Origin of the sequence: Paeniglutamicibacter sp. MACA_103 (assembly GCF_045798555.1) — a bacterium.
Classification (GTDB): Bacteria; Actinomycetota; Actinomycetes; order Actinomycetales; family Micrococcaceae; genus Paeniglutamicibacter.
In genome coordinates this window covers 62,616-88,898 of the sequence record NZ_JBIXLN010000005.1, presented here as the reverse complement: position 1 = coordinate 88,898, position 26,283 = coordinate 62,616, and the positions used below count along the sequence as shown (strand labels likewise).

25 protein-coding genes are annotated in these 26,283 nt (G+C 58.0%); 17 read left to right on the top strand and 8 right to left on the bottom strand.

Going from position 1 to position 26,283, the window contains the following annotated elements; genetic code table 11:
* Positions 1-132: 132 nt before the first annotated feature.
* From ACIPVK_RS03860 to ACIPVK_RS03780, 17 genes are all read left to right on the top strand, one after another.
* Entirely contained in the window at positions 133-381 is a 249-nt protein-coding gene (locus ACIPVK_RS03860) for a hypothetical protein (RefSeq protein ID WP_407610659.1), read from the top strand.
* Positions 378-1,379 carry a conjugal transfer protein gene (locus ACIPVK_RS03855; RefSeq protein ID WP_407610658.1) on the top strand — a complete coding sequence of 334 codons (1,002 nt, stop codon included), beginning with the start codon at positions 378-380 and terminating at the stop codon, positions 1,377-1,379. The genes ACIPVK_RS03860 and ACIPVK_RS03855 overlap by 4 nt, the downstream gene beginning before the upstream one ends.
* Positions 1,376-1,699 carry a hypothetical protein gene (locus ACIPVK_RS03850; RefSeq protein WP_407610657.1) on the top strand — a complete coding sequence of 108 codons (324 nt, stop codon included), beginning with the start codon at positions 1,376-1,378 and terminating at the stop codon, positions 1,697-1,699. The genes ACIPVK_RS03855 and ACIPVK_RS03850 overlap by 4 nt, the downstream gene beginning before the upstream one ends.
* Positions 1,700-1,713: 14 nt before the next feature.
* The gene (locus ACIPVK_RS03845; RefSeq protein ID WP_407610656.1) at positions 1,714-2,295 is read left to right on the top strand and encodes a hypothetical protein; all 582 of its coding nucleotides are present in this window, start codon (positions 1,714-1,716) and stop codon (positions 2,293-2,295) included.
* Positions 2,296-2,308: 13 nt separating this feature from the next.
* On the top strand, positions 2,309-4,804 hold the full coding sequence (locus tag ACIPVK_RS03840; protein ID WP_407610655.1) for an ATP-binding protein: 2,496 nt from the start codon (positions 2,309-2,311) through the stop codon (positions 4,802-4,804).
* A gap of 3 nt (positions 4,805-4,807) precedes the next feature.
* Positions 4,808-6,964 (top strand): hypothetical protein, encoded by a 2,157-nt coding sequence (locus ACIPVK_RS03835; protein WP_407610654.1) that lies wholly within the window; start codon positions 4,808-4,810, stop codon positions 6,962-6,964.
* Positions 6,961-8,574, top strand: coding sequence for a peptidoglycan DD-metalloendopeptidase family protein (locus tag ACIPVK_RS03830; protein WP_407610653.1), 1,614 nt, complete (start codon positions 6,961-6,963; stop codon positions 8,572-8,574). The genes ACIPVK_RS03835 and ACIPVK_RS03830 overlap by 4 nt, the downstream gene beginning before the upstream one ends.
* Positions 8,567-9,175: a hypothetical protein gene (locus ACIPVK_RS03825; RefSeq protein ID WP_407610652.1), complete on the top strand. Its 609-nt coding sequence runs from the start codon at positions 8,567-8,569 to the stop codon at positions 9,173-9,175. Before ACIPVK_RS03830 ends, ACIPVK_RS03825 begins: the two co-directional genes overlap by 8 nt.
* A 512-nt stretch (positions 9,176-9,687) precedes the next feature.
* Complete coding sequence (locus ACIPVK_RS03820; protein WP_407610651.1) at positions 9,688-11,850, top strand: hypothetical protein; 2,163 nt, start codon at positions 9,688-9,690, stop codon at positions 11,848-11,850.
* A gap of 23 nt (positions 11,851-11,873) precedes the next feature.
* Positions 11,874-12,158 (top strand): hypothetical protein, encoded by a 285-nt coding sequence (locus ACIPVK_RS03815; protein WP_407610650.1) that lies wholly within the window; start codon positions 11,874-11,876, stop codon positions 12,156-12,158.
* Positions 12,159-12,216: 58 nt separating this feature from the next.
* Positions 12,217-12,603 (top strand): hypothetical protein, encoded by a 387-nt coding sequence (locus ACIPVK_RS03810; protein WP_407610649.1) that lies wholly within the window; start codon positions 12,217-12,219, stop codon positions 12,601-12,603.
* 421 nt (positions 12,604-13,024) lie between these two features.
* Positions 13,025-13,159, top strand: coding sequence for a hypothetical protein (locus ACIPVK_RS03805; RefSeq protein ID WP_407610648.1), 135 nt, complete (start codon positions 13,025-13,027; stop codon positions 13,157-13,159).
* Positions 13,160-13,221: 62 nt separating this feature from the next.
* The gene (locus ACIPVK_RS03800) at positions 13,222-13,941 is read left to right on the top strand and encodes a hypothetical protein (protein ID WP_407610647.1); all 720 of its coding nucleotides are present in this window, start codon (positions 13,222-13,224) and stop codon (positions 13,939-13,941) included.
* A 49-nt stretch (positions 13,942-13,990) separates the two neighbouring features.
* On the top strand, positions 13,991-14,311 hold the full coding sequence (locus tag ACIPVK_RS03795; RefSeq protein ID WP_407610646.1) for a hypothetical protein: 321 nt from the start codon (positions 13,991-13,993) through the stop codon (positions 14,309-14,311).
* A 31-nt stretch (positions 14,312-14,342) separates the two neighbouring features.
* Positions 14,343-16,055 (top strand): hypothetical protein, encoded by a 1,713-nt coding sequence (locus ACIPVK_RS03790; protein ID WP_407610645.1) that lies wholly within the window; start codon positions 14,343-14,345, stop codon positions 16,053-16,055.
* Positions 16,055-16,987, top strand: a complete 933-nt coding sequence (locus ACIPVK_RS03785) for a hypothetical protein (RefSeq protein WP_407610644.1) — start codon at positions 16,055-16,057, stop codon at positions 16,985-16,987. Before ACIPVK_RS03790 ends, ACIPVK_RS03785 begins: the two co-directional genes overlap by 1 nt.
* Before the next feature lie 33 nt (positions 16,988-17,020).
* Positions 17,021-17,347, top strand: coding sequence for a hypothetical protein (locus tag ACIPVK_RS03780; protein ID WP_397388760.1), 327 nt, complete (start codon positions 17,021-17,023; stop codon positions 17,345-17,347).
* Between the two features lie 54 nt (positions 17,348-17,401).
* Here the strand turns inward: ACIPVK_RS03780 and ACIPVK_RS03775 are convergent, their stop codons facing one another.
* The 8 genes from ACIPVK_RS03775 to ACIPVK_RS03740 form a co-directional block, all read right to left on the bottom strand.
* Complete coding sequence (locus ACIPVK_RS03775; protein WP_407610643.1) at positions 17,402-17,638, bottom strand: hypothetical protein; 237 nt, start codon at positions 17,636-17,638, stop codon at positions 17,402-17,404.
* A gap of 1 nt (position 17,639) precedes the next feature.
* On the bottom strand, positions 17,640-18,254 hold the full coding sequence (locus tag ACIPVK_RS03770; protein WP_407610642.1) for a hypothetical protein: 615 nt from the start codon (positions 18,252-18,254) through the stop codon (positions 17,640-17,642).
* A gap of 240 nt (positions 18,255-18,494) precedes the next feature.
* The gene (locus ACIPVK_RS03765) at positions 18,495-20,174 is read right to left on the bottom strand and encodes a hypothetical protein (RefSeq protein WP_407610641.1); all 1,680 of its coding nucleotides are present in this window, start codon (positions 20,172-20,174) and stop codon (positions 18,495-18,497) included.
* Positions 20,175-21,212: 1,038 nt separating this feature from the next.
* Entirely contained in the window at positions 21,213-21,572 is a 360-nt protein-coding gene (locus ACIPVK_RS03760; RefSeq protein ID WP_407610640.1) for a transposase, read from the bottom strand.
* Positions 21,573-21,824: 252 nt separating this feature from the next.
* A complete protein-coding gene (locus ACIPVK_RS03755) occupies positions 21,825-22,700 on the bottom strand; it encodes a cytochrome b/b6 domain-containing protein (RefSeq protein ID WP_407610714.1) in 876 nt (291 codons plus the stop codon).
* A 485-nt stretch (positions 22,701-23,185) separates the two neighbouring features.
* Positions 23,186-24,157 carry an electron transfer flavoprotein subunit alpha/FixB family protein gene (locus ACIPVK_RS03750; protein ID WP_407610639.1) on the bottom strand — a complete coding sequence of 324 codons (972 nt, stop codon included), beginning with the start codon at positions 24,155-24,157 and terminating at the stop codon, positions 23,186-23,188.
* A 15-nt stretch (positions 24,158-24,172) separates the two neighbouring features.
* Positions 24,173-24,937, bottom strand: coding sequence for an electron transfer flavoprotein subunit beta/FixA family protein (locus ACIPVK_RS03745; protein WP_407610638.1), 765 nt, complete (start codon positions 24,935-24,937; stop codon positions 24,173-24,175).
* Between the two features lie 91 nt (positions 24,938-25,028).
* Positions 25,029-26,270: a CaiB/BaiF CoA transferase family protein gene (locus ACIPVK_RS03740; RefSeq protein ID WP_407610637.1), complete on the bottom strand. Its 1,242-nt coding sequence runs from the start codon at positions 26,268-26,270 to the stop codon at positions 25,029-25,031.
* Positions 26,271-26,283 lie beyond the last annotated feature (13 nt).

The window sequence follows — 26,283 nt, the reverse complement described above, 5'->3', positions numbered from 1 at the left end:
TCCTCTTCGACCCTTTGCGCACTGACTAGGCTTTTTTGTTTTGGAAAAAAGTTCGGATCTTCTTGACCGGTTTCGGTTCCTCGGTGGGCTGTCTGTAGGTAGAAGTCAAAAAATTCTTGACAGGGGACCTCTATGAAAGATCGGGCCAATGATGCTGATGAGCATGTGAAGCCGCAGCTTAGTGACGACCTCGGGCATTTCTTCCGTGAAAGCGAGGTCGTCATTTCTACCGAGCAGCAGCTTGAAAGCAGAGTCGCCGATGTGCTGCAGGAGCCCTTCGATACCCAAGCCGCACAGAACCTAGCGGCCTACTTGATGTCAGACGAAATGGAACGCGGTCGACGTGCCGCGGCCTTCATCCGCGAGGAGGGGAAGCTATGAAACGCAAGAGCAAGGTGAATTCCACCGACAAGCCCAAGCCCTCCTTGTGGACTGGCTTCAAAGGGTCTCGTGGGTCGAAGAGCCGGCCGGAAGCAGATCAGGAAAAGCTAATCCAGGCGGAGCCGTGGACCCAGGGCCACAATCTGTCGAACAAAGTACTCACCGGGATAGCGGTTGTCGGTTTGGTCGTGTATCCCTTTATCGCCTCAAATATCTCCCAGTCGATGTCTCCAGCAGCGCCGGCCCAGGTCGTGCAAGCAAAATCTGCGGCCTTGCCCACCCCTGCCCAGCAGGCTAGGGCTACTGCCGAGGGTTTTGTGTCTTCCTGGCTGACCGCCACAAGCGATAATTCTGCGCGGCTTGCACGCTACATCAACGTGACCGACGCAAGGCTGCCAAAGACAGGCTCCGAAATTCGCGAGGTCACGGCAGCCGAGATCCAGCTCATCCAGGACAACGCATACCTGGTCACTGTCAATGCTGAGGTGAAAGACGCAGAAGGGGCCTGGCAGTTAAGGGCCTTCGACGTCTCCTTTGTCACCGACGACGAACAAAAGCTTCTCGTATTGGGCCTTCCAAGCGAACGAGCGATCCAGCCAGCGAAAGGTACCAAGCTCGACGGATACTCACGCGATCTTTCAGCCAACACGCCGATCATCGGCTCAGTCGAAGGATTTCTACAGGCCTACCTGACAGGTGCCGGGGACTTGGCCAGGTTCTCTTCACCCGGCACAAACTTCGTTGCTACATCGCCTGCCCCTTACACCTCAGCCCGACTGGAATACATTGTCGGCGACCGTGAACCGGGGGAGAAGCTCGCGGACGGAGAAACCCTCCGCGTCAACGCACGAGTCTTGCTCATCGCCAAAACCACTGAGGCGCTCGGCGACTTTCAAATGACCCTTACCGCCCGAGCAGGGCGCTGGGAAATCACCACTCTCGGGCTCGATGACCAAATGGTCACTGCCCAACTTTCACGAAAGGAAGCAAAAAAATGAACATCTCCGACCTCACCAACGCCGCATCCCACAACCTCGTTGTAGGCGCCAACGTTTTCGAGCAAATTAACGGCCTATTCAACCAAGGCAAGGGAACAATCATCATCGGTGTCGGTGTCATTATCGTCCTGGCTGTGGGCATTGTTTTCTGGCGCAGCAAGAGCTGGGCCGCGACCCTCAGCACCATGGTCCTCGGTGCACTCGTCGGCTGGTTCGTTGTCGGCGGGTACTCGACGATCCAGGAAAGCGTCAATGAAACCGTATCGATGCCAGTTCCTGCGATCTCGCACACCATCGATCTTCCTGACCAGCTTTCGTAGCCCAGGGGAACACCATGTCTGACGAATCACCGAGGATCGTTACACGCTTCTATCGCGTCGTCCGTATCCCGATCATGATCGGACGCCTCCCCAGCGGAGAAAAGATCATTGGCGGCCCCTACACCGCAGCCCAAATTGTCGCTGTCGGTTTCGCTGCCATGCTGCTGTACAAGACCTTTCCGCTATGGCGAACCGACAATTTTCTGGCCAACATCGGGCTGGCCGTCGTGCTCATCCTCATCGTGGGAATCATTGCGGGAAAGATGCAAAAGCTCGATGGCAACCCGATGATCCACTTCGACGGGTTGATGGGATCCCTCAACGCACGGTACGTCCTCAAACAGGGGACATACCGTGGGAAACCACTCAAGCTAGATCGCCCGCGCCGGGCAAGAGCACATCGCACCTTGATCGACCGCCGTGACAGCACGTGGCCATTTGGCCTCGCGGTCGCTGACCAACCATCTACTGCACCGGCCGTTCAGTTGGACGTTGCCCCAACATCATTTGAAACTCAGCCCCCTGCGAAAGCCCCACAGATCGCGGCGTCCAGCGCTGTCAAGCATCTTCTGGCTCAAGCGGGACATACCAACTAAGGAGGAGACCACCATGCGTATCCCGTACACCGATCTCACCGAGAACCTGGCCTTTACAGACACCGGCACGGTATGGGCCACGTGGCGGTTGGAACCGCAGAAGTATGGGTACGCCCCCGATAAGAAGCGGTTCATGATCAAGAAGCTCCACGAGGAGCTCTTTCAAAGCATCCGCGGTGAAGCCATGCTCATGGGCATTACCGCTTCCCTTGATCCTGCAGCCCTGGTCGAAGCCATGATCGACGGCGTAGATCCGCAGGAAAGCCCGCACTGGTATGACGAGGTCGCCCAGACTCTCGAAACGTGGGAGGACATTGATTTCGGCACCCGGACCTTCTGGCTGTCCATCCCGTTGAAAGCATCCTCACCGAAAGAAATGCTTCAGCGGCATGCCACAGTGCTGCGCCGCAAATTCCATGAAGCCCTGGCCCTTCCCGGTATGTCCCCGGAGGCCGGTCTCCTGGAGACCGGTTTGCACTCCAGCAAGCAGGCGCTGCAGAACCTCCCGATGATGTTCCGTGCCCGGCCGGCTACTCCAGCAGAGCATGTGTGGTTGGCGCTACATCACCAGCAGCGCGGCCTCTACATGGACGAATCAGTAGGTCTGCAGGGACATGAACAGTCCCTCGTCGAAGGCCAAGCCCAGATCATTCCCGAGCCGTGGATTGACCAGGGCGCGCAGACCGACTCGAAGGACGAGAACCGGGACCGGATATTCCGCCGCCGGTACATCAAAGTTGCGGCAGCCAATGAGCCTTCCTACCAGCAGGTCCTAGCCATACGCACCATGCCTTTGGGAGGTTTCGAATTCCCTGGCGGCGAATGGATGTCTGCCATTGACCAACTCGACTTCCCGGTTGACTGGGTCTGGCGGCTACAGATCACCGGAGCGCGCGAAGCAAAAAAGCAAAATGCCGTCAATGAATCCCGTCTCGCGGACCAGTACGAACAACGCACCGACGAAACCGTGACAGGATCGAATGCGGATCTTGACGTGCACCAGCGTGACCTGCAGCTGTACCAACGTGCCCTGGGACGTACCGAGCGTGAGGTATCGATTGTCCCCACCGTGTTGCTGGCCGTAGGCGGCTCCTCTGCTGAGGAAGCCACCCAGTACGGCAAGCAGATCATCGAATTTTACCGGGGCATGGAAATCGGGGTGGACGCACCGCTTCCGAAGCTCCAAGAAGACTTGTGGTGGTCCATGCTCATCGGAACCCCCACGAAACCGGTCGTCAAGGAATTCTCTCTGCCCCCCACAACCAGCTTCGATCTGTCCGGAGCGATTCCCGTGTCCAACAACGCACTCGGAGCCGAACGAGGCATCATGCTCGGCATCAACACCACTGGGGGGCGCCGTACTCCGGTCTTGCATGACATCGAGGGCGCAGTACTCGGCAATAAATCCGGCTGCTTCGCTGTGGTCGCTGAGCTGGGAGCCGGCAAAACAGTCACGTTAAAGAAGGAAACCATGGCAGTGGCCAAGCGTGGTGGGCGGTATCTGGTGATCGATAAGTCAGCAACCCACGAGTGGGTTGCGATGGCCGAGGCCATGAAAGACATCGGCATCGAAAGCACCATCATCGACCTAAGCAATCCTCGTGGGTCTCTTGACCCCTTGCGGGTTTTCGGCATAGAAGACGGTGCATCACATGTGGAGTCCCTAGCCGCGATGCTCATGAACATTGCCCCTTCGGACGAGCTGGGCATCGTGCTGAATGAAACGCTGAACCCGATCTTCCTTGAGCAACACGGTATCGATTCCCTGGGCAAGCTGGTGCGTTTCCTTCAGGAGGACGCCACCGATGCTCTGCAGAAGAAGCTGGGACGTACCATGCAGGCCTTCTCCAAGAAGAAGCAAGGCCGTGTCATCTTCGATGAGACACTGCCGCCGTTGTCCTCGGATTCCCGAGGGATCGTGTTCTGCACCTATGGTTTGGATCTTCCCACCCCTGACGAGCTTCAATCAGAGCACCTTTTCCGGCAGCTCAGCCTGGAGAAAATCTACGGTCGAGCGATGTATGCGCTCATCGCACGCATCTCCCATCAGATCTGCTTCCAAGACGATTCTGACTTGGCGCTCTTTATGGCCGCGGAGGCACACCACCTGACCAGCAACCCCCAAGGATTGGAGATCGTCAATTCGTTCCTTCGAGAGGGGCGCAAGGCAAAAGCAGTCCTCGGCATGGACTCACACGACCCGGTCGAGTTCGGGCCAAAACGCGGCCTGATCCCCTTCCGCATCCTGATGCGTCACACGGATGAAGAGGAAGCCAAAAAGGGCTTGACCTATCTGGGACTCGACCCCCAGGACCAAGAGCTGGTGGAGAAAGTGCGCGGCTTCTCGCCCCAGCAGCCAGACGGGAAGGTCATTCTCGGACGCGAAGGCGAGTGCCTCATCGTCGACCAGTCCGGTAATCACGGCGAGATGCAGGTGACCCTTCCGGCCCACAAGGCACATGCCAAGGCCATTCTCACCACACCAGAACCGGCTCACGCGGGGAAGTAACCAATGAAACGCCTATTCTCTCTCCTGACCGTCTTAGCCGCGGCGCTCGTAGGCATCCTCCTGTGGGGTGCCCCCGAGGCCATCGCAGCGACCGATCTTCAACCAGCGGACGTCGCCGAGGGGGACATACCAACAGATCCGCTGCAGGGTTTGAAAGACTCCCAGGGGGTACCTGCGGAAAAGTATCTGACCACCCCGGTAGACCGAGGCGATATTTGGAATCCTCGCCACGTCATCGACGGTTGGTTCATCGATATGCTCTGGGGCCCCTACACCGGAGCATTCAAGATTGCGATGTGGGTCATCCACTTCGTTTTCTCCTTCACCTGGGTCGACTGGCTGGTTGCGCCTGTCGAAGGAATCTCCTCATCGATCTTCGAGGTCATCAACCCGATCAAGGGCAGCTACATCGGCTTCGCTATGGCGCTAACTGGACTCGTATACGGGTGGGCGATGCTTCGAGGGCGCATGGCTCACGGCCTCACCAACATCTTCATCACCATCGGCGTCCTGGTACTGCTGCTGGGATCTTTGGCCAACCCCATGACGTCGGTCTTCGGCACCGATGGAGCGTTCGATAAGTTCCGTAATGCCGGCAATGAAGTCGCTGTCGTCCTAGCCACCAACGGAGAGCAAAGTTCATCAGACCTGAACGCATCTGAAGTCATCAATGAGTCCGTCAGCAGCAAACTAACTGACGTGCTGCTTCGCGAACCAATCCAATATGTCGCTTTCGGCAAATCCCTCCAGGGCAAATGCGACGAAACCTTCACCGAGAAGATCCAGAAGGTTCGCACCGGGGACGCCGGAGACAAGAGCGTGCGCGAAGCAATCGCAAAATGTGACGAGCAGGCCAAAGACTACCTATCCGCACCGACCGGCACACTCGATGTCATGGCAGGATCCTTCTTGCTCATCGGAGGCATCCTGCTCTTCGTCCTGGTCTTCTTCGCAATCCTCGCCGGGGCAGTCCTGTTCCTTGCCTGGCGCACCTGTGTGCTCATCGGTCAGCTGCTACTCGGGTTGCTTCCCGGCCGTGACCGCGCGGGCCTGTGGGAATCCTTGGTCATGGTCATCTATGGACTTTTCCTCAGCGGATTCGCACTAGCGCTCTTCGTAATTTTCCTGCTCGGTATCGTCCAAGTTCTGGATTTCCTGGAACCGATGGGACGCAACAAATTCCTTCTGGTCCTCGTAGTAACAGTGGTCTCCGCATTCCTGCTGATCAAGTACCGCTCCTGGCTAAGAGAACGGGCGAAGAAGCTCTCAGACCGGCTCAAATCTGCGCTCGGCGGACAAGGCGAAAACCGGCAGCCAGTGACGGTCAAGGGAGCCGTTTCAACGGTTCGGAATGCAGCACACACAATTTCCAGCATGCGCACCTCACAGGCTGTGCGCCGCCAAAACAGGATGGCTTCTTCACCCGCGGCCAGCAAAAAGGACCAACGAGATTCTCCCTCTCGAACTCCTGGCCAGACTCCAAGTTCATCAACCTCGGCCAAGGTATCTGACGATGCACCAACGAAGGGACATACCACCTCGTCTCCGGCGCCAGCCGATACCCCTGCAAACCAGCGTAAGAAGGCAAGCACAGCACGAGGAACCGCGAAAGCCGCAGCCATGCTCGTGGCAAAGAGAGTCCCCTATGTGGGCACCGCAGTCACCGTAGCTAGTACCGCCGTGAACGTGGCAAAGAACATCAAGGAAAAGACCCAATCGGGGGAGGGCAAAGTGGAGCGATCACAAAAGAAGGTGGCCCGACTCGATGCCTCCGCCCAGGCCGTCGCCGCACGCAAGGAACAGCGCCAGGAACGCGTACACCAATCAATGGACCGCATCGATCGAAAAATTGCCAAAGTGCAGCCCCCAGAAAAAGAGCACACCGGCAACCCAACGACCGAGCCGCGCGCACACCGACTACAGAACCGAATGGACACCCAGAAAACCAAAGCCGCACAGGTCACCCAACGGGTACCACGTCGTCAAGACCGGGTGCAGGAAAAACTGGCGGCCGCCCAAAAAATCCGGGATGCAGCCCAAGCCCAGGCACAAGCCAAGAGCACCCAGAAAAATGCCAGGGAAGAAGCACTCCGACGCAGAGCTCAAGAGCGTCGTAACCAGACGCAAACAGATCCGGACCCCGTGAAGGTCTCTCGATGAATACCGAGACAAAAAAGAAAGCAGGGCTCGGTGCAGGCGCAGGTTGCCTCGCCACGCTGCTGCTTTTTGGCCTGGCTGCCATCATGACGCCGATACTCATGGTCGCGGGATTTAGTGGAGCTGCCAAGAACAAGGGGGAATCCCAGAATGAACTCTGTGGCCCCGGCACAGGACCCAACGTAGTCTCCCCAGAAGTCGTGTACGCGGGTGAATGGCTCAACCCCCTTGAAGGACGCCTCACTTCCCCCTACGGCCGCCGGCTCCACCCCACGCTCCACATCTGGCAGCTCCACTCCGGACAAGACGTCGCTGCACCAGACGGTAACGCCATCGTGGCGGCCGCCGACGGAACAGTAAGCATCGCAGGCAAGTCCAGCGGAGGTAACTCCGGCTACATGGTGGCCATCGAACATGGTGGCGGAGTGCAAAGCCGATACGTCCACTCATGGCCCCACGGAATTCACGTCAAAGTCGGCCAAAACGTCAAAGCAGGACAACACATCGCCGACGTAGGCTCATCAGGGAACTCGACAGGCCCACACCTCCACTTCGAAATCAGAGTCAATGGCCAACCCACCCCTCCCATTCCATACCTCCAACAACGCGGCGTAAATCTCGGCACCGACAAGTCAGAACAGATTCAAACCGTCAACAATCCAAAGAAAAATCCAGACTCCCAAAAAGCCGATCCCAACAACCTGGTAGGGACATACCACCGCCAGAACGGTCTGGAATTTAAAGTCAACGGCAAACAAGCATCCAACCTCAACGCAGTCATACAAGCAGCCCGCAAACACGGAGCCAACAACCAAGCCACAGTGATCGCCCTGATGACCGTGCTGCAAGAATCCAAAGCCATGATGTACGCCAACTCCAACGTGCCCGAATCGCTAAACTACCCACACGACAGCATCGGAAGCGACCACGACTCAGTAGGACTCTTCCAACAACGGCCAGCCGCAGGATGGGGCCCAGTACAAAAACTGATGGACCCCAACTACTCCACCAACAAATTCCTCAACGCACTCTTCGCAATCAAAGGATGGGAAAACCTCCCCCTAGGAGACGCCGCACAACACGTACAAATCAGCGCATTCCCAGACCTCTACGCCGACTGGGAACCCGTAGCCGTCCAGATCCTCAAAGGCACACCCACCGACCCCAACATGCTCTCAGTACAGTGCCCAGCCCAAGCCACCACCGTCCTGGCCATCAACTCCGACATCGACGCCGAACAAGCACGAAAACAACTCATCGCAGCAGCCACCAAAGCCATCGGCGGCCACTACGAAAAAGGCAGCCGAACCTACAAACAATGGGACGACGCAGGCTTCGTCTACTGGACCACCCAACAAGCAGAAATCCGCGGCATCCCATTCGTAGACCAATGGACCGCCGGCCAACGAACCGACGACCCCGAACCAGGCGACCTAATCGCCCTCGGAGAACTACCCCACGAAAAATGGTCACAAGTCGGAATCATGGTCAACAACCACTCCTTCATTACCGTCACCCGAAACGGAACCAAAGAACTCCCCCTACCCCCAAACCCAGTGGGATACGTCCTCGTCCCCGAAGACAAAATTCCAGAGGAACCAACCAATGAATAAACGCCTAGCCATCATCCTCAGTGGCCTCCTCGCAGCAGCGCTCGCCGTGTGGCTGATCGTGCCCAAAGAACAGAACCAGGTCACTGCTTCCCCGCAGGTTTGGGATGCTCAGGAAGAGGGTGCAAGCGCCACCCCTGAGATAGAACAAATCCCCGTTCAGCTTCGCACCGCTGTGACCCGATTTGCCGAAGCGTATTATTCGTCTTCCTACGATGACGACCGTCCCAGTGCCTGGCTTGACCGCACGCTCCCGTGGTGCACCGATGCTTACGGCAAAGAGCTACAGAGACTTTATGGATCCGGCGACGGGGGGAGCGCCTGGACAGAAATCAAGAACATGCACTTAGTGACTTCTGTTCAGGCGCTGGAGATTTCCGAGGCCTATCGATCCAGCAAAGCAGCCACATATCTGCTGACCTTCGAACATGTCACTGAATCAGATGCTGGAGACGGGTATCGGCCCATCCAAAAAATAGTTGAACTAGAAAACACCCGTAGAGGCTGGCTTGTCAAAGGCTGGACGGATCTTTCCGATGGACCAACTTTTACTGATCAGATAGCGCCCACGGATTCTCCCGACCAGGAATACTTCGTCGACTAGCCTTGCCTAAATCAGAACGAACAGACCCCAAGAGAGCACCAGCTGCTCTCCTGGGGTCTGTTCGTTCGGTATTGGGGGGGAATAGCCAGGTGCCTAATTCTGCGAACCGGATGCGATGCTCAGCTCAACTGGAGAAGCCTGTAAAACGTTGGAGGGACATACCGCAGATAGTGCAATTTCGGGAATCGCCAGCCGGCGCCGCTTATTTAAACCTTCGTGGTGCAGCTGGGCCTTCTTTAATCCTTAGCGCAGCCGTTAGCAACATGGTCCATCACATGTGTGCGTATTCATTATGCACCTAGGGATGTAACTAGGTATGACCATCGTTACCCTGTTATTTCGGCATTAGATACGCATGAGACCAAATCCGCGGCTGACTAGATCGCTCTTATTACTCCCTTGGGAATGGGTGAAATCATCGAAGCCTAAGAACCTCTACGAGAACCTAGTTTCGATGTTAGCACCCCTTGTCAAGTTGGAGTGTTGAAAATCCAGATTCTCAAGCGGAAACCGTGACCGTTTTTTGGAACGTTGGGGGCTATCTCTTTGGCATGAGAGCTCATATCAAGACCGCAAATATCGAGGCACCGCAGGAGTTCAATCTACTACCGCCTCGACGGTATGTCTTCGGCAAGCTGCTAATCGTTGCCTGCGCTGCAGCGTTGATCGCGTGGGCCGTTGCGGAGATCTTCCAATTTCCTCTTCACGTTCCCAGCGCCATGGTTATCGCTGGAGCATTGCTGTTTGCATCCGTAGTTCTGCATTGGCGGCGGCGGCGCAAGCACAAGGTTATGGACGAGCTCGTTCTTCGTACCTACGATGCACTCGGGGCAAAACGTATAGACCGTAAACTCGTTCGTTGTGAGAGCTGGTCTCGGAGTATTGTTCCCAGGCCTTCACGAATTCTTTTCCACCACAATCCAGTGACCTGGGATGGGAAGCCATTGGGGGAGAATCGGGCCAACTTAGTAATCGGTTTGGGTCTAAAGCCGATCCTGCAGAAGCTCTTTCCCGGCATGAAAATTGCTATCACCCCTGGGCCTCAGCCGTTCACTCTGGTCGCCGAACTGTCCAACGTTGAGTCAGTGGGGGACGTACCGCCCGAGGACGACACCGGGACTAGGGCCACATTGGTGGCTTCGGAGCTGTTCAAGGAGCCGGCCGAGATCCAGACCGAGACCGATGAGGAAGGTACTGAGTTCATCAAGGTCAAACACAACCAGGGCATCGAGTTTGCCTTGGCCGCCCGGCGCACTCGGATCGAACGAATATTTAACACTCGTGTTCCAGGTCAATGGCGTGCTCATTGGGACACCATCAACGACGAGCTCATTTTCAAGCAGCGCAAGGATCTGCCCACCATGGTGAAGATCGAGGTAGACGGCATCACTCCGATCATGACCCATGCGCAGTACACCGATTTCCAGATCCTAATCGGGGTCGCGGAAAATAACGTTCCGGTATTTTGGCGACCTTACATTCAGTCGCATGCACTAGTAGTCGGACCGACCGGTTCGGGTAAGACCGTGCTCCTCCACAACATTGCGATTGCCTGCTCGCATGCTGGGCTGAGGGTGTGGGTGATTGACGGGAAGAGGATCGAATTCCTGGGATTCAGGTGGTGGCCCAATATCGAGTTCATTGCTGCGAAGGTACCGCACCAGATCAAACTGATCGCCGATGCCAAGCGCCTGATGGATCATCGCTACGATCTGATCGAGGACGGCAAAGCCTCACTGGATGATTTTGAGCCGATCATCATCATCATCGACGAAGTCGCTTCCATGGTGAAGCGCATTGAGTCGTGGTGGATGGACCAAGGGTGGAAAGGCAAGCCTCCCGTCAAGGAATGGCTTTCCGAGCTAGGACGGCTAGCCCGTACCGCGAAGATCCACATGATCATCGGCCTTCAGCGTCCCGATGTTCAGTTCCTCGAAGGCGAGATGAGAAGTAACTTCGGAGCACGCTACTCGGTGGGACGCCTAGACCCCCAGGGAGCAATGATGATGTGGGAAAACGCGGCCGTGGGCACCACGGTTCCTCGCAGCAAGAAGGGCCGCGGGTTTGCTACGACTCTGGATGGAGACGTGGTTGAGACCCAATTCATTTACGCCCCGAACCCCTACATTCCTGCCCCTGGATACGATCCAGAATTCGTTGATTCGGTACGTCCCGCCGAAGAGAGATGGGGAGTGAAGCACATCGAAGACATCGAAGAAATCCAGATCGATATCGACGGCAAGGATGTTCGGGCATCTCTGGATGACTTCTTAGAAGCCCGAGTCATCGAAGGCCCGCACCCGAATTGGGCACGCATCACCGAGAGCCCGAAAGCAGGGGACATACCGGCAGATGAGGAAATGGCTGCCGCTGCCAACATATACGAGGAGAGCGTCATCGATGAGGTCATTGACGAGGACTCTTCTCCGGACAGTGACGAAGAATTCGAAGGCTTCTCCAGCCAGATCCTCAGCTTGACCCCAGACCATCTGGAAGCCGGCGACCTGATCGAAGTCGACCCCCTCACCAGTCTCTGGGGCGTCGTGGAGGACGTGACCACCGATGAATTCGGTGCCCAAATCGACTACCGGGCCATGGCAACAGGTGAACCGGAGATGCTCGATACAGATCGGTCCGAAAAGATCCGTACTCGCAAGCCAATTGACGCTATTTAGATCCAGAAATTATGGAGGACATCATGAGCAACAAAAATGCCACCGACGACGAACTGCCCCTGATCATCTGCTCACTGATCGGGCTCATTGGCCTGGGCGCTTTTTCCCTGGCCTCATTCTTCACGCCAATTAGGACGTGGCTTGTCGAGAACAAGATTTTGACTACGGCCAACGAATCGTTGGTCGCGATTGAGCAGTGGAATATCGGGTTAGACATGCCACGGCTAGTCCTGGTCGGGGCAGTGCTCGTGGGCTTTGTTGCTCTGGTTGTTTTGGCCGGCACAAAGCGCAAAGAAAAGAGGCTCTAATCAAGATCCTGATCATGGTGTCGTCAGCAGTCCAAGCAACCACCGAGGGAGCAGCCTCATGGTAAGCAAGCAGCAAGTGATCGCACTAGCTCGAGAACACGGGTTCACGCAGGATCCAGATCCCGGGTTTATCTGTTTTCGTCGAACTCATCAGGACGGGCGTCAGCAGATGCTGCGTGTCGTCTGGTGGTCGAATAAGAAATTCGCCGCAACACTGGGTATTCCCAATGCCTACATTGTGGTCTGTCCAGGAATTGATCAAGATCATCACGAAGATGGGCGATTCCGGCTACCCCTCGTGGAGTGGCCTTCATCAGAGCAGCTTCGCCGATCTCCACACGAAGTCCTTGAAGAATTCAGGAACGTGTTCATATCAGCACTCGATGCGCCATCTGATCAGGCGCATGAAACATTCCAGGGGCTTGGAGGACGCTACCGCCTCTGATGCTCGGGTATCGGTCCCTCGGAGGTGACATGAATCAGCACGGAATGTGTCCACGTTTTGTGTTTCGTGACCGGTTTCAGCAAATGCTGAGGCTATCCCACGGGGGAAAGCAAACCTCCGTGGGAAGAAGGAACCATGTGCCGTACAGACCGTCGGTGTCCCAACCAGAACTGCACACACGCAAGGGAAGCTCATAACCGGCGCCGACGAGACAATCGGAAGATCCGCAAGAATATCGAGCAGTGGGCAGCTGACCAGGGTTTGGATCTCGATCCAGTCAAAGGGAAACCCGCCGACGCCTTGAAAATTTGGGCCGATGGGAACGGGGCACCACCGGAGGTGTTGCAACCTGCCACTTGGAAGGCCGGAGTGCAGCCTCAGCCAGCAACACCTGCCGCAGTGCAGGGGAGACCGGTCCCAAATGCCCATCCAGGCCGCGGGTTTGCTCCTGCTGGTGGCGGCGCTGGTGGCGGCGCTGGTGGCGGAAAGGGAAGAATGCCGGCAGTTGGCGGTGGCGTTGCTCCCGCACCTGTCCATGGGCAGGGAAATGATCTAGTAATCGAGAACAACCGGATTTCTGCCGGTGATCGGCAGTACCTTGAGCCGATCAAGGATCAGGTGTCAGCTCTGCTGAAACGTCAAGCAGTCGATCAGACCTGGCAGGAAAGGATCCTCACTCAGGGCGGTACGGTCCTCAAAGAAATTGGTGCGGGCATCAACACGACAAAGATGATCCAGCTCGACTCCGAAAGCACCGGATACTTCAAGCCTTTCGCAGGCCTCGAACACTCGGTGTCCAGAAGCTTCGGCCAGAAAAATGCAGAGCAGCCGATCCATGAGGCAGCAGCCTGGCAGCTGGCTAAGCAGCTAGGTCCTGAATACACGCAAATGGTTTCCCCTTGCATCATCCGCGAAGTAGGAGGGCAGTGGGGTTCCGTGTCGTTCGGCCAGACTGGTACTTCCACGCATCGCGCAGGAATTAGGTCCATCAGCGAACTCCCGAAGGACCAGGTCGACAATCTGGCATTCTTCGATGCCGTCATTCGCCAACAAGACCGTCACGAGGGAAATTTCTTGGTTGATAACCGTGGCATTGTGGCAATTGACCACGGATTCTCATTCTCCAATAACCGTGACTACATGAACTATTCGAAGATCCAGGCATATCGGGCATCGGCGCGTCCAGAATTGACCCAGCAAGAATTTCAGCTGTTGGTTCGCATCACCGGTTCCTCAAATTGCCTCGGCTTGAAAGACATCATCGGGGAGGATCGGGCAAAGGCTCTGCAAACTCGGGCCCAAAATATGCTGAAAACTGGACGCATTCCACTGCCATAACACCAGCAACATATGCTAAATTGGAATAACATATAAGGAAGGGGGAGCCATGATCTCCTTGCGCTACCTTGAACACCGGATGGACCGTAACGATCAACCTTCAGCTGAGCTCGCCGTGCTGACAGTAACTGACGATTTGAGCACCCAGGTGACAGGCGAGCACCCGAACGTCGTCGACTTGATGCTGCGCGTGGCTGCGATAGACGGTTCTGGTTTCATCACTTTTGAAGACAACCCAATCCTCTGGGCCCGCTCAGTGCACACGGGATACCGCACGCCATATCTGTATGTGGAAATCGCCGAAGACACATTCCCTCAGGATGCAGCACGCGAGGAATTTTCAGACAACGCCTCAGCTGGCGATAGATAAAAACCCCAGATTTCCGGAGGAACGGACTTAAATGAGACCTCAGCCGTGGAAGAACCTTGCTGACCCAACGACCTTGTGGATTGACTACAAGAGCGGTAAGGGCGTGATGAGCAACGGTAAGAATGTCGTCGCGAAAATCGGACCACGACGCAAAAACCCGAACCTCGTAGACATGCTCGATACAGCCATGGCTGAAGAAGCACGACGCATCATGTTCACCGGGAAGGTCCCCACGGCAGATAGGGGGCAGCGGCACTGGCTTCTCGTCCAAACCCCAGGCTGGAAGGCTCTGGGGCACTGGATGGGCAAGCCTGTGACCGGCCGATTCGAACACATCAATACCGGGCTGCGGGTGGAAGTGCGCACAGCCGAAGAATGGTTCGGGGACACCCCTCTCACCCCAACGCTGGCCAGGGACTCCTGGAACGCATTGAAGGTGATGATTGACGAAGCCTTCGACGGAGCTCCTATTGCGCTCAGCCCCGCTGGTACTGGAACGAATCTGTGGGCGTTTTCCCTGCCAAAGAACTTGGACCCGGTACACCTGACCGAGGATATTGCCGAAGAAATCCATCGAACCTCCGGACAGCACCACCTCGAACACCTTGTAGCTGGCCCATCATTCTCCACCCATGAAGACTGCCTTCCCCTGATCGACCCTCAGAGCACGCCAACGGCCGATAAATTCGCCTACGTCGACGCGCGCTTTATGTACGCCTCACTGTGCGGGGAGCTGGGCACCGGTCCCGGCGTCCGCCTGAACCGAGCCGCATCCTGGGATCTCTTGGAGAACGATCCCTACGCCCGCGGCCGACTCCTGCTCAAGTTCACGGTCCCGCAGGATTGGAACCATGTGGGAATCTTCGGAGTCCAGCACCAAAAAGCTGATGACGGCTGGTACTACCCAAATCGCCCAGGAGCAACCGGTGAGACCTGGGCCGACATGGCAGAAATCCACGTAGCGCGACAGTACGGTTGGCTGATCGAACCCTACGAAGGGATCAAATTCGAAGGCCATTCAGATAAATCCCGCGGCGAAGGACTCACGAGAGCCCGCCCCTTGGATACTTTCGCAAAACGGATCATCCGCGCCCGTGAATGGGTCCAGAACGATGATGAAATCAATCCGCTGGTACGTGCGGCGGTGTCGGCCGCGATCCGTGCCATCCTCATTCAGACCATAGGTGCTTTCTCCTCGCGCGGACGCGCCAAGACAGTCGTGACCGAGGACGTTCGTAATGTGCCTGCCGCTTACCAAGCCGAAGTGCGTCGTCAGGGGAAGCTGTTCGTATACAAGCAGCACCAGGTCATGAATGAACGCAGCTACCAGTTTTACCACCCGGAATATTCAGCGCAGATCTGGGCCCGCGGACGTGCCCGGGTTTTGTCCTCCCCAACCTCCGACCGCTCGGTAAAGGGCGGTGCGTTGTCTGTAGATCCATCGACTCTGCTGGGGATCAACGGTGACGCCATCTACACCACGACCTTGCCCATGTGGTCCTTGCCCACGGCTTCCGGCGGACTCGACGACGGACGTGTTGGACGCATGCGCCTTCAGGGCTATTTGGAAGGCCAGTACAAGATCCCCGTAACGCTTGATGAACGCAATCGGCTTAGGCAGAAATCGGCTGCTGCTGGAGTAGATGCCGCTTTGGACCGGACCATCCATGAAAACGAATTTGAGCAGTCTGACGATGAGAGCTTCTATGCCGTCTCCGACGAACCCGAGACCGAGGTCGTCTAATGGCTTTCAACGAGGAATCCGCATCCCCTGCGGAACTTGTCGCGGAAATTCGCCGGATCTTCCAAACTTCATGGGTAGAGCTGGGAGGCATGCTTGATCGTTCGGAGAAGATGGTCCGCAAAATTGCCAAGGGCGAGACCAGCGGCGAGTCATATCGTGAGGCATTACTTGAGATCCTGCGGCAGGGACGTGTCGTGCATCGTCCGCCCCGACGGCGCAGGAAAGATGGAAGCCTGGTAAAGGTCCGCGCCAAAAATGATGCCAAGACTCCCCTGGTTACTCCGGTAGAGCACGCCATCGAGCCTGAAGAGGCTGAGGGCGCTGGCGAAGTTTCTGCTGCCGACAAACAGAAAGCCGCGAAAGAAGGTGCAGGGGGACGTACCGCTCCAAAACGGCCGCGGCGCCGATTCAAAAGGGAAACTACGGTGTTCCCGGACGGGGGTCGCCAGCACAAAATCGAAATGCCTAAGGGGAAGAAAACCAAAGGTCATGCCCAGGGCATGGGCGCAATTCTGGACACCTTCCGACGAGTCGCGAAGGGACAGAAGGCGGGGGATAAGCGTGTTAAGGTCTCTGTCGTTTTTGACTTGGGCAACGGCGAGACTCGACGCGTAGAGATTGGTAGCCATGCGGGCTACCATTCCTCCGACATCCTCGCGGACGTCCGCAAGCTTCATGGTGGTGACGTCGAGGGATGGATCAACGATCAGGTCCGAGAGAGGTACACAGATTTCGACCCCGTCGATTTCTCGGTAGTACAGGCGGAGATCCAGGTCTTCGACGCCGCCCGCAGCAAAGCCGAGCGTAAAGCCCTCGATGAGCAGGATGCGCGCCGCTGGAACCGCGATCGCCACGGACGCCGATTGATTGAGCCTGCCCCCATGGCAAACCGGAAATCCCGCGCACGGAAACGCAACCGGGACAATCAGTGACCCACGTAGAGATCTTGGAAGGGACATACCGTCGTGACTGAAACCGACCGCATCGAGGAGTACCTGGTGCGCGCTCTGCAGCGGCATCTACCCGAAAGCAGCAATCTCGACATCGCCGAGCTTGCTAAGAACATGCGCTCGGAACTCACAGACGTCAATTGGCTTGCCGATCGCATGCAGGTTTCGCTCTCTGCGGCGCGGGTCCAAAGAAGCCGATGGAAAGAAGCCTTCCCGGAGCCGGTCGTCCAACGTCACTCATTCTGGCTCAAGGACGAAGTCGAGGAGTTCATCCAAGGTCGCGAGAGCTATACCGGTCCCGGAAAACCGCTAAAAACAGCGCGGAAGAGATCCGAGGACTAGCGCTCGGAGGGCATGCAGACCGGCATACCTTGAACAGGGACATACCGGGGGATGCTAACCGAGGACATGGCCGGCGACGTCGTGTTCTGCAGCGTAGCGATTGCACAGTTCTGCCCGCAGGAAGGCATTTGAAAGCAACAAGCGGTAGATCTCGGTGGTGGCTGCATCGGAGGGAAAATTTCCTTGAAGGCTACGGATGGTCATCGTTTCAGTGGCCCAAACAGCGACGGCACGCAGATCCAGGTCAACGATCAAGTCGACCTGGCGGGTGTATGCGACGCGCTGCAACATCCTACTGCCCCGTCCACCCGGATTTAGCAGCCGTGATCTTCCCCCATGCGATTGAGATCTGCCTTCCCGAAGGGTCAAGCACACCCACGCTTTGGTTGCCGGTTCGCACCACCCGCATCCAGTTTGCTTCTGCACGCACGTGGTCGCCGTAGCGGACGGTAGAGGAGTCGAAAAGATCTAGACCAAAATTCCCGAACAGGACAAGCTGCTCATGGAGGACATCTAGTTTCGAGGAGAGTTCTGCGATTAGGGAAGTTTCGTTGGAAATTGCTAAGGCTGAGCCGTGTGCACCGCGGTTTCGCTCCTGGGCGATGAATGCCCTGGCCTCGTTAATACGGTTCTCGTACCCGGTTGCGAGTTGCTGCATTTCAGCCGGGTTTGTGGTCGTCCAATCGCTGACCTGATGGCCAGCGCTTTCTAAGGACTTGGCGATTGCGGCCGCCTTCTGAGAATCAGCAGCATCGCGGCGTTTGCTTTCAGGGACATACCAGACGTTCCTGGTGCGAGCCCATTGCCATCCATGCGTCTTGAAGATGGCATTGCTGCCATCGCCTAGAGCGCTTCCATGCGCTGACGTGCCGTGGCTCAGCGAGTGGCACAAGTAGATGCGAGACATTTTCCCTCCAAACCAATATGTTTAATTAGATTAGCATATTTAGGCTCAAGGGAACAGCACTCGGCCGTCGGTGCGCAGCGTCGAAACATTACGCCTCAGCGGACCCCTCAGGGACCCGTTCGGGTCGGTTACTGGCAGATGGGGTCTTGTATCCAGCTAGTCCACAGGTGCCCACATTCCGGGATCCTCTGACGACATTCTGCGACGATCTTGAAAGGGAAGCGGCTATGCGAGACAGTTCTAGGCGGCCAGTCCCTGTGTTTGTCCGATTCTGGCGTATGGCGTCATCAGGGCGATATCCACAAGGGATCGATCTGGATAATCGTCTGGTGGAACCCAGTATTCGTTCATTTCATGGTCGTAGATCTCGTGCTCAGCCAGGGGGGCAACATAGAGGGGACTGGTGGGCCTGCTGGCGAGGGTTTCGTGCCAGGTTTTCCGCTGCGCGCGGTAGAGCGAGATTTGCGCGGAGATTTCATCGAGGACGCCCATCATGTCTGCCAGTAGGCGGAGGTTCGCGGATTTCACGGTCCTCCATTCACCGTGGACGATTTCAATCATCCCCAGCTCAGCCATGGTTCGCAGTGCATCGTAGACCGCGGTGCCGGAGAGCCCTGTAGCCCTGGCGATGGCTTGTCGGCTCTGGCGGGGGGTCTTCTCGATCGATTCGTAGGCAAGCGCTGCGACCGGCCCCAGCGCCCGGAACACCGGGCGTATGGAGTAGATCTTTCCCGCGGCTAGACGTCGGTCGTTCGCGACCAGAGCGTCTGCTGGTGCAAGGCTCAGCTCGTACTCGTCCGCTTCAAGTCCATGCCCTGATTTAACTTTGGTCACGGGTGAATCTGGAAGAGCTGCGAGATCCTTCAATCGACGGGCAACCGTGGAGTGATCCACTCCCATGGCAACAGCCAGAGCACGGCATCCAACTGCAACGCGAGTCTTCCCCGTCTTATGCGAGAACTCGAAGAGAGCGCGAAGCAGGAAGCGCAGGTAGATCCCGGAGCGTTGCTTCGCCAAGCGAAGATCAAAGAGATCGAGCAGGGCACGCATGCGACGAATTTCGCCGTGAGTATCCCCCCGCTGTGAGTTAATAGTGTCGTTTATGTGGCTTTTACGAACAGGGCCCTTCCGGGGCGGATACCCTTGTTTTTCTGCGAAATTACGGGCCTTCGAGATCTCTGCGTCAATTCGTGTCTGACGTGAATCCTGGTCCCGGTACTTCTGGTACAAAGCAGCAAGACCAGGAAACTGGCCATTGATGAGGCCTGTGTGGATTTGCTCGTCGCTCCACCCCGAGGCAACCAGCGAGCACATGGCGGCCATACGAGCCTCCGAGGGAGAAGAATAGAGCCCTTCATACGAGGCTCCCTCTGCGATGGCACGAGCCAGAGACTTAGGGCGGTGATAATTGGGGGACGTACCGTGGGAGCGCACCGGGGGTGCCGGCGGCGCTGCAGGTGCCGGTCCAGCGGACGGCGAGGCTACGCCATGAGATTCCAGCTGAAGTGGAAGCACGGCCTCCAAGAGCAGCGCTATTACTTCGGCGCTGTTGCGAATCTCGAAGATGGCGGCTGCGTGATCGAAATTGGTCACAAGCTCCTGGTAGCCACCGTTTTTGTGACGGCTACCAGGGACACGGATACATCCATGTTTTGCAACACGGTGCGGTGAAGGGTCAAGTGAGTCCCACCACGTGCCCAGTTGCTCGACTAAGAAGCGTGCCAGCTGACAGTCCAGCGCCTCAGCGAGTGGGACATAGACATGGTGGCCTCCGGAAACGGAGCGATCTACGACGTAGAGCACATCCAAGGAATCGAGCCAGGACTGGCATTCTTCAAGGTCACGGAGCATGCTGGCGTGTTTCGCATCGAAATCCAGGCAAATGGTGGAAGCCGTGCCGGTTTCGGAGTAAATCATCACAGCGGCGGGCCTGGCAGGGGATGCGTCGCTGAGCACACGCTCATTACGAGGATGGTAGTCTCCGACGGCATTTAGGGTCCGAAAGCGGGGGCGCCCCGCAATTTTCCCCGCAAATACGTGCCACAGAAGATCGGCGGAACTTGTGGGTTCGCTCGCAAAACGGTATGTCCCTGTGGACACTACCGGTGCTCTGTCGCTACTCTTAGTTATATCCATATGGGTGCTCCAGACAGTCTGGTGCCCTCGGATGGAGGCTCAACGGCCATAAAAGTCCCTTCGGGGGTCTTATCGTGACGATGGGTAAAACTAAATATCGAAGTGGGTAGTACCTTCTTCCTTTTGTAAAAACGGTGAATTACATGGAGTTCTAACGGTCTGCGAAACCGGAAGAACCTAGGACCTCGAAAGTCCATTTCCTACATCGCTCGGTTGGCGCCGATGCGGTGTAGCAGACTTCTTAGCGAAGCGGATCAGTTGGCGCTGGTCCGCTTTCGCATTTAACTATCCAGTTTTTCGGGGCTCCTCTTCGAGTAGGAGCTGGTCTTGGCGTGACATAAAAGTAGGCACACCATCGTCGTCCAAGGGCATGTTTTCCACGAGCGCATCAAAGAATCCGCTGGCGCTTAAACCAGTACGGCTAGCAATTGCTTTGAAGCGATCCCGGCTGCGTTCGGCAACCAAGTAAGTTGCCGTGACAGGCTTGACCCGGGAACCGTACGCGATACGGGGGTGACCAGGTAGTGTACTCATAGTTTAAAACCTACCCGAACCTACTTATAAAGATCATCAAGTTTGTTGCGCGTGTCGTGACTCAAATGAAAATCCTCGGAACAAGCGGATTCAGGCGGTCATTGAAACAGGAGGCTTCCGAATCCGCTCGATCGGTTTCCTGAACTCTAGCCTTTTGCGGGGCCTGTCGTTGAGTTCGGCGGCGACCCAGTCGAGGTCCGCAGCGCTGTGGATGGACAGGTCCGTGCCCTTGGGGAAGTACTGGCGCAGCAGTCCGTTGGTGTTCTCGTTGATCCCGCGCTGGCAGGGCTAATGCGGGTCGCAGAAGTAGATCTCGATGCTGGTGTCCATCTTCACGGTCTTCCAGTCCTGCATTTCGATGCATTGGTCCCAGGTCAGGGAATGGCGCAGCGATTCGGGCAGGGTCTTGATCTTCGCGGTCAGTGTGTCGCGCATCTGCTCGGCCTTGTAGTAGTGGGGAAGATGGACGAGCATCGTGTAGTTGGTGTTGCGCTCCACGAGGGTCCCGATGGCGGTCTGGTTGCCCTTGCCGATGATGTAGGGTCGGGCCGGAGCGCGATACCGGGATTGCTCCCGGTTCGATTCTCCGACCCGCCCGACGGGAGAAAGTTGCGGGAGGGGCCCCTGTTTCTTGTTCCTGAGGCTCATCCTTGTATCCGCCGCGACGACTGGCCCTTTTGCTGCCAAGTAAACGAACGGCACGCTCGGCGGGATCCCGGGAAAAGCGTAAAAGGGCATCGTGCCGCGATCTAAGTTCTTGGGCTGCCGGTGAAACAGTGGCGCAGGGACCCCGGCCAGCCGACAACGCGCTGGGAGGCAAGCTCGTCTCCCGTGAGGCCCTGCGCTCCTGTCGCGTGCCATCTGGGCTTGGCCGTAAAACCAGCGCAGGAGGGATGGCAGTTAGCGGCTGACTTTGCCTGTGAGTGAGGCGATAGGGGACAGGAACGATGGCCGGGCCAGGAACCAAGCAGCGGCCATGATGGCCAGGGAGGCCGAGAAGATCCAAAACCCTGTCCAGGACTGCGTGTCCTGCGATGCGTACATGTGGTTGAGGTTTCGCAGTGCCCCGGTGGTGAACACCAAGATGACATGTACGATGATGAACCCAACGAAGAAGACCATGACCGGCACGTGAACCTTTCGGGCGATCTCAACCGGGTAGGCCTTGTTGAGTCGCTCGGCATCCTTGGGCCACACCGGGGACATCCGCATTCCCGAAAGGATCGCCAGCGGTGCCGCGATGGACACCACGGTGAAGTACGCCAGGACCTGCATGGCGTTGTAGTGGATCCACCCGTTCTCCAACGGCCAGTCCATCGAGGCGTATTGCAGGGCGGACGAGACGGCGTTGGGCACAATGTCCCAACTGGTCGGAACGATCCGCATCCACTGTCCGGTGGCGAACAGCAATACGTAGAACACGATCCCGTTGAATATCCAAAGCAGGTCCAACGACAGGTGCAGCCACAGGTCCAGGCTTATTTTCACCGGCGGGGTCTTCGTCTTGAGAATCCCGGAGTTGTTGCGGGTCCAGTGTGCTTCGGGCCGTTGGGTGGTGCGCACCTTCCAGCCCGAACGAATGATCAGCACGATGAAGAACGCGTTGAGGAAGTGCTGCCACCCCAGCCACCACGGCAGACCCGTGGGGGCGGAGGCCGGCAGCGCCGAATGGCCCGGGTACTCAGCCAGCCATGCCTCCACCGGGGCCAGGGAACGGAGCCATTGGGCCCCCATCACCACAGCGGCCAGCACCAGCACCGCGACCAGTACCGCCATCACCGCCCGCACCCACCCTAGGGCACCTGCCTTCTCATCGGCCTGGGACGGGGGAGCAAGCGTTGTAGAAGGCAAGGATTCGGCCGCGGATTCCACGGCCGGTTTTGCCACGCCAGATGCCAAGGCGGGTTTGGGCCCGCCGGAGCCCAGGGTCGGCCTTGCCGCACTAGATCCAAGGGTGGGTTTGGAACCGCCGGGACCGAGGGATGGTTTCACTCCACTGGAGCCCAGTGTCGGCTTTGCCGAGCCTGATCCCACGGCGGGTTTGGTTCCGTCGGCGTTGATGCGGGGTTTGGCGCCTCCGCCGCTGCCAAGAGGAGTGAGGGCGGGCTTGGATGGGCCGGTTGAATGCGCATCGGGTTCTGATCGTGGGGCTGTCCCTGAGTCGATCGGTGTGCTGCGGTCCCGGGTGATGTCGGGCGTCGCTGTGTTGGACGACTCGTCGATTGGCGACATGTGCGTATTTCCTCAGGTTTGGGCGCGGCTTAGCGGGCCTGGCTCTCGAGTTCCTCGATGAGCCTAGGAACAATGGTGGAAACGTCCCCGACGATGCCAAGATCGGCGATCCCGAATATGGGTGCGTCGGCATCCTTGTTAATGGCAATGATGGTCTTGGCCGTCTGCATCCCGGCCCGGTGCTGTATCGCACCGGATATCCCCAGCGCGAAGTAGAGGTCCGGGGCCACGGTGATTCCGGTCTGACCCACCTGGTGGTGCTGCGGTACATAGCCTGCGTCCACGGCGGCCCGGGACGCGCCAATGGCGGCGCCCAGGGTATCGGCTAGCCGCTCCACCAATTGGAAGCCGTCCTTGGAACCCATACCGCGGCCGCCGGAGATGACCTTCTTTGCCCCGCGCAGCGCGGGCCGGGTCGAGTTCTCTGCGGTTTCGTGGGCGGCCGTAATAACAACGGAATTGGCAGGTTCGATTTCGAGGGGGACCGTGGTGCTCTCATAGTTGGCAGGCTCGGCGCGGTCACCGATCGCTCCTTGGCGCACGGTGATAACAGGAAGCCCGTACTGGGCGGAGGCGTCGAGGTCATAGGAGCCACCGAATACGGAGTGCGCGGTCACGATCCTGCCATCATCCACCCGAACGCCGACTACGTCGGTGAGCAGTCCGCCGCCCACTCGCAGTGCCAGGCGGGCTCCTGCCTCGCGGCCAGTGGATGAGTTCGCCACCAGCACGGCCGCAGGTTCCATGTTGCGGACGGCCGTCTCCAAGGCAAGGACTTGAGGGGTCACTAGGAGCCGGTCGGTTTGGTCGGTCTCGCACACATAGACATGTTCGGCCCCCCAGTGACCCAAAGTGGCTGCGTGCTGTCCTCCGGTGCCCGGCATGGCAACGTGCACCGCCACCGGGGTGCCTAGCTGGGAAGCGGCGGCGATCAGGCCGGCGGTGGAGGCTGCAGGCTCCCCATTCAGCGCTGTTTCGACGAGTACGAGAATGTTGCTCATCTGCGGTCTCCTTGGTTAGGCGAGGTGGTTGGTCACGAGGAATTCGGTGATTTGTCGGGCTGCGTTGCCGTCGTCCACGATCTTGGTCCCGGCGTTTCGGGCAGGACGCTGAGCGGCGGCCACCACGATGGAGCTGGGGACTGGGATCTCGGCGTCCAGATCAGTGAGGGTGAGCTCCTGCAGAGGCTTCTTTTTGGCCTGCATGATCCCTTTGAAGTTGGGGAACCGCGCTTCAGGCAGGCGCTCGGTGACGGATGCCACGGCAGGGAAGGGGGCGAAAAGTTCGACCGATCCGCCTTCAACGGCCCGTTGGCCGCGAACACCATCGGTTCCGATAGCCACGGAGTCCAGGAACGACGCGTGCGGTAGGCCCAATCGCTCGGCGATCAGTGCAGGCACCACCCCAGCACGACCGTCGGTCGACTCGTTGCCCGCGATCACCAGGTCGAAACCGGTGTTGCGCAAAGCCGCGGCCAGGACCTCTGCGGTCTGCAGGGTATCGGCGCCTGCCAGTGCGTCGTCGGAAACGTGTAGGGCAGCATCGGCACCCATCGCCAGCGCCTTGCGCAGCATTCCCTGGGCAGAGGAAGGACCCATGGTCAGAACGACCACCTCCGCATCGGCGGTGTCCTTGTAGGACAGTGCCACCTCCAGCGCGCGGTCACAAATTTCGTCGATGACGGCATCACTGGCGGCACGGTCAATCAGACCGGTCGACAGATCGATCTTGCGCTCCCCCCAGGTGTCCGGGACTTGCTTCAGCAGTACGGCGATCTTCATGTGCGCAGGCTCCTTCCAAGGACCTGGAAACGAGTGGCGCTTCCTGGTCCGTGTGGTGAATGGGTGGACCAACCCCCTGGGGTCGATTTGGTCATTGGGGGGAAACTCCGGTCCGCGGCAGGGAGCGGTCCGCGGCATTTGAATGCACGATGTGGACGTCCAGCAGTGCATCTATTTCTTGAGGTCCGTACCCCAGGGATGTGAGGATCTCCCGGGTGTCGGCGCCCTTTTCTCGTGGTGGATTCCCTACGCTGCCCGGGGTGCGGCTGAGGCTTATGGGCACGCCGCTGCTGCGATATCCGTCCCGTTCCACGACCATTTTCCGGTGCAGCACATGGGGGTCGCGGAGTGCTTCGGCGACGTTGTGTATGGCGGAAGCCGGCACCCCTCGGGCGAGGAGTGCTTCAGCCAGGGGTTGCCGTTCGGTCACGGCGATCTTCTCGGCCAGCAGTGGGCGCAGCTCGCTGACGTTGCGGAGCCGGTCGGCGTTGGTGGTGAAGCGCGGGTCTTCGGCGACGGATGGAATGCCGAGCAGGGACACCAATTGGCCAAATTGCCGATCGTTGCCGGCGCCTACGAAGATCTGTCCGTCCTCGGCGGCGAAGGTGTCGTACGGTGCGATGGTCGGGTGTGCCGAACCTGTGCGTTGGGGGACGCGACCGTCGGCCAGATGGGACGAGGAGTGCGGGTGCAACAAGGAGATCGCGGTATCGATCAAGGTGCAGTCCACCAGTTGCCCCATGCCCGTGCTGTGACGTTCGTTGAGGGCGAGCAGGATTCCGGAAAAAGCGTAGATCCCGGTGACCATGTCCACGATTGGCACTCCGACCCGCAGGGCTGGCCCGTCGGATTCCCCGTTGATGCTCATCAAACCGCTGTAGGCCTGCACGACGGCGTCGTATCCCGGCATGGCTCCCATGGGGCCATCGATGCCAAATCCGGTGATGCGGCATTGGATCAGGTGCGGATACTTCTCGCGCAGCAGCTCGTCCGGGTAGCCCCATCGGGACAGCGTGCCGGCCTTGAAATTTTCCACTAGGACGTCGGCTTCGGCGAGCAAGTCCCCGAGCAGTTGTTGGCCTTCGGAGGTGCGCAGGTCAGCGCAGAGGTTGGATTTGTTGCGGTTGACGCCGCCGAAGTAGGCGCTCATCGTGTCGCTGACGAAAGGCGGCCCCCAGGATCGGGTTTCGTCTCCCGCGGGGGGTTCGACCTTGATGACCTCGGCGCCGTGGTCGGCGAGCATCTGGGTGCACAGGGGCCCGGCGAGGACTCGGGAGAGGTCCAGCACGCGAAGCCCCGTGAGGCTCCCGGCGGGTGTTGGTGTGGTCGTCATTGTCGTATCCGTC

Coding starts and splice junctions, on each gene's coding strand:
- ACIPVK_RS03755 (WP_407610714.1), bottom strand. CDS start 22,700: ATGGCGGTACTGGTCGCGGTGCTGGTGCTGGCCGCTGTGGTGATGGGG.
- ACIPVK_RS03840 (WP_407610655.1), top strand. CDS start 2,309: ATGCGTATCCCGTACACCGATCTCACCGAGAACCTGGCCTTTACAGAC.
- ACIPVK_RS03775 (WP_407610643.1), bottom strand. CDS start 17,638: ATGTTGCAGCGCGTCGCATACACCCGCCAGGTCGACTTGATCGTTGAC.
- ACIPVK_RS03745 (WP_407610638.1), bottom strand. CDS start 24,937: ATGAAGATCGCCGTACTGCTGAAGCAAGTCCCGGACACCTGGGGGGAG.
- ACIPVK_RS03750 (WP_407610639.1), bottom strand. CDS start 24,157: ATGAGCAACATTCTCGTACTCGTCGAAACAGCGCTGAATGGGGAGCCT.
- ACIPVK_RS03785 (WP_407610644.1), top strand. CDS start 16,055: ATGGCTTTCAACGAGGAATCCGCATCCCCTGCGGAACTTGTCGCGGAA.
- ACIPVK_RS03740 (WP_407610637.1), bottom strand. CDS start 26,270: ATGACGACCACACCAACACCCGCCGGGAGCCTCACGGGGCTTCGCGTG.
- ACIPVK_RS03805 (WP_407610648.1), top strand. CDS start 13,025: ATGCCCATCCAGGCCGCGGGTTTGCTCCTGCTGGTGGCGGCGCTGGTG.
- ACIPVK_RS03790 (WP_407610645.1), top strand. CDS start 14,343: ATGAGACCTCAGCCGTGGAAGAACCTTGCTGACCCAACGACCTTGTGG.
- ACIPVK_RS03845 (WP_407610656.1), top strand. CDS start 1,714: ATGTCTGACGAATCACCGAGGATCGTTACACGCTTCTATCGCGTCGTC.
- ACIPVK_RS03860 (WP_407610659.1), top strand. CDS start 133: ATGAAAGATCGGGCCAATGATGCTGATGAGCATGTGAAGCCGCAGCTT.
- ACIPVK_RS03795 (WP_407610646.1), top strand. CDS start 13,991: ATGATCTCCTTGCGCTACCTTGAACACCGGATGGACCGTAACGATCAA.
- ACIPVK_RS03825 (WP_407610652.1), top strand. CDS start 8,567: ATGAATAAACGCCTAGCCATCATCCTCAGTGGCCTCCTCGCAGCAGCG.
- ACIPVK_RS03835 (WP_407610654.1), top strand. CDS start 4,808: ATGAAACGCCTATTCTCTCTCCTGACCGTCTTAGCCGCGGCGCTCGTA.
- ACIPVK_RS03830 (WP_407610653.1), top strand. CDS start 6,961: ATGAATACCGAGACAAAAAAGAAAGCAGGGCTCGGTGCAGGCGCAGGT.
- ACIPVK_RS03850 (WP_407610657.1), top strand. CDS start 1,376: ATGAACATCTCCGACCTCACCAACGCCGCATCCCACAACCTCGTTGTA.
- ACIPVK_RS03770 (WP_407610642.1), bottom strand. CDS start 18,254: ATGTCTCGCATCTACTTGTGCCACTCGCTGAGCCACGGCACGTCAGCG.
- ACIPVK_RS03855 (WP_407610658.1), top strand. CDS start 378: ATGAAACGCAAGAGCAAGGTGAATTCCACCGACAAGCCCAAGCCCTCC.
- ACIPVK_RS03810 (WP_407610649.1), top strand. CDS start 12,217: ATGGTAAGCAAGCAGCAAGTGATCGCACTAGCTCGAGAACACGGGTTC.
- ACIPVK_RS03815 (WP_407610650.1), top strand. CDS start 11,874: ATGAGCAACAAAAATGCCACCGACGACGAACTGCCCCTGATCATCTGC.
- ACIPVK_RS03760 (WP_407610640.1), bottom strand. CDS start 21,572: ATGAGCCTCAGGAACAAGAAACAGGGGCCCCTCCCGCAACTTTCTCCC.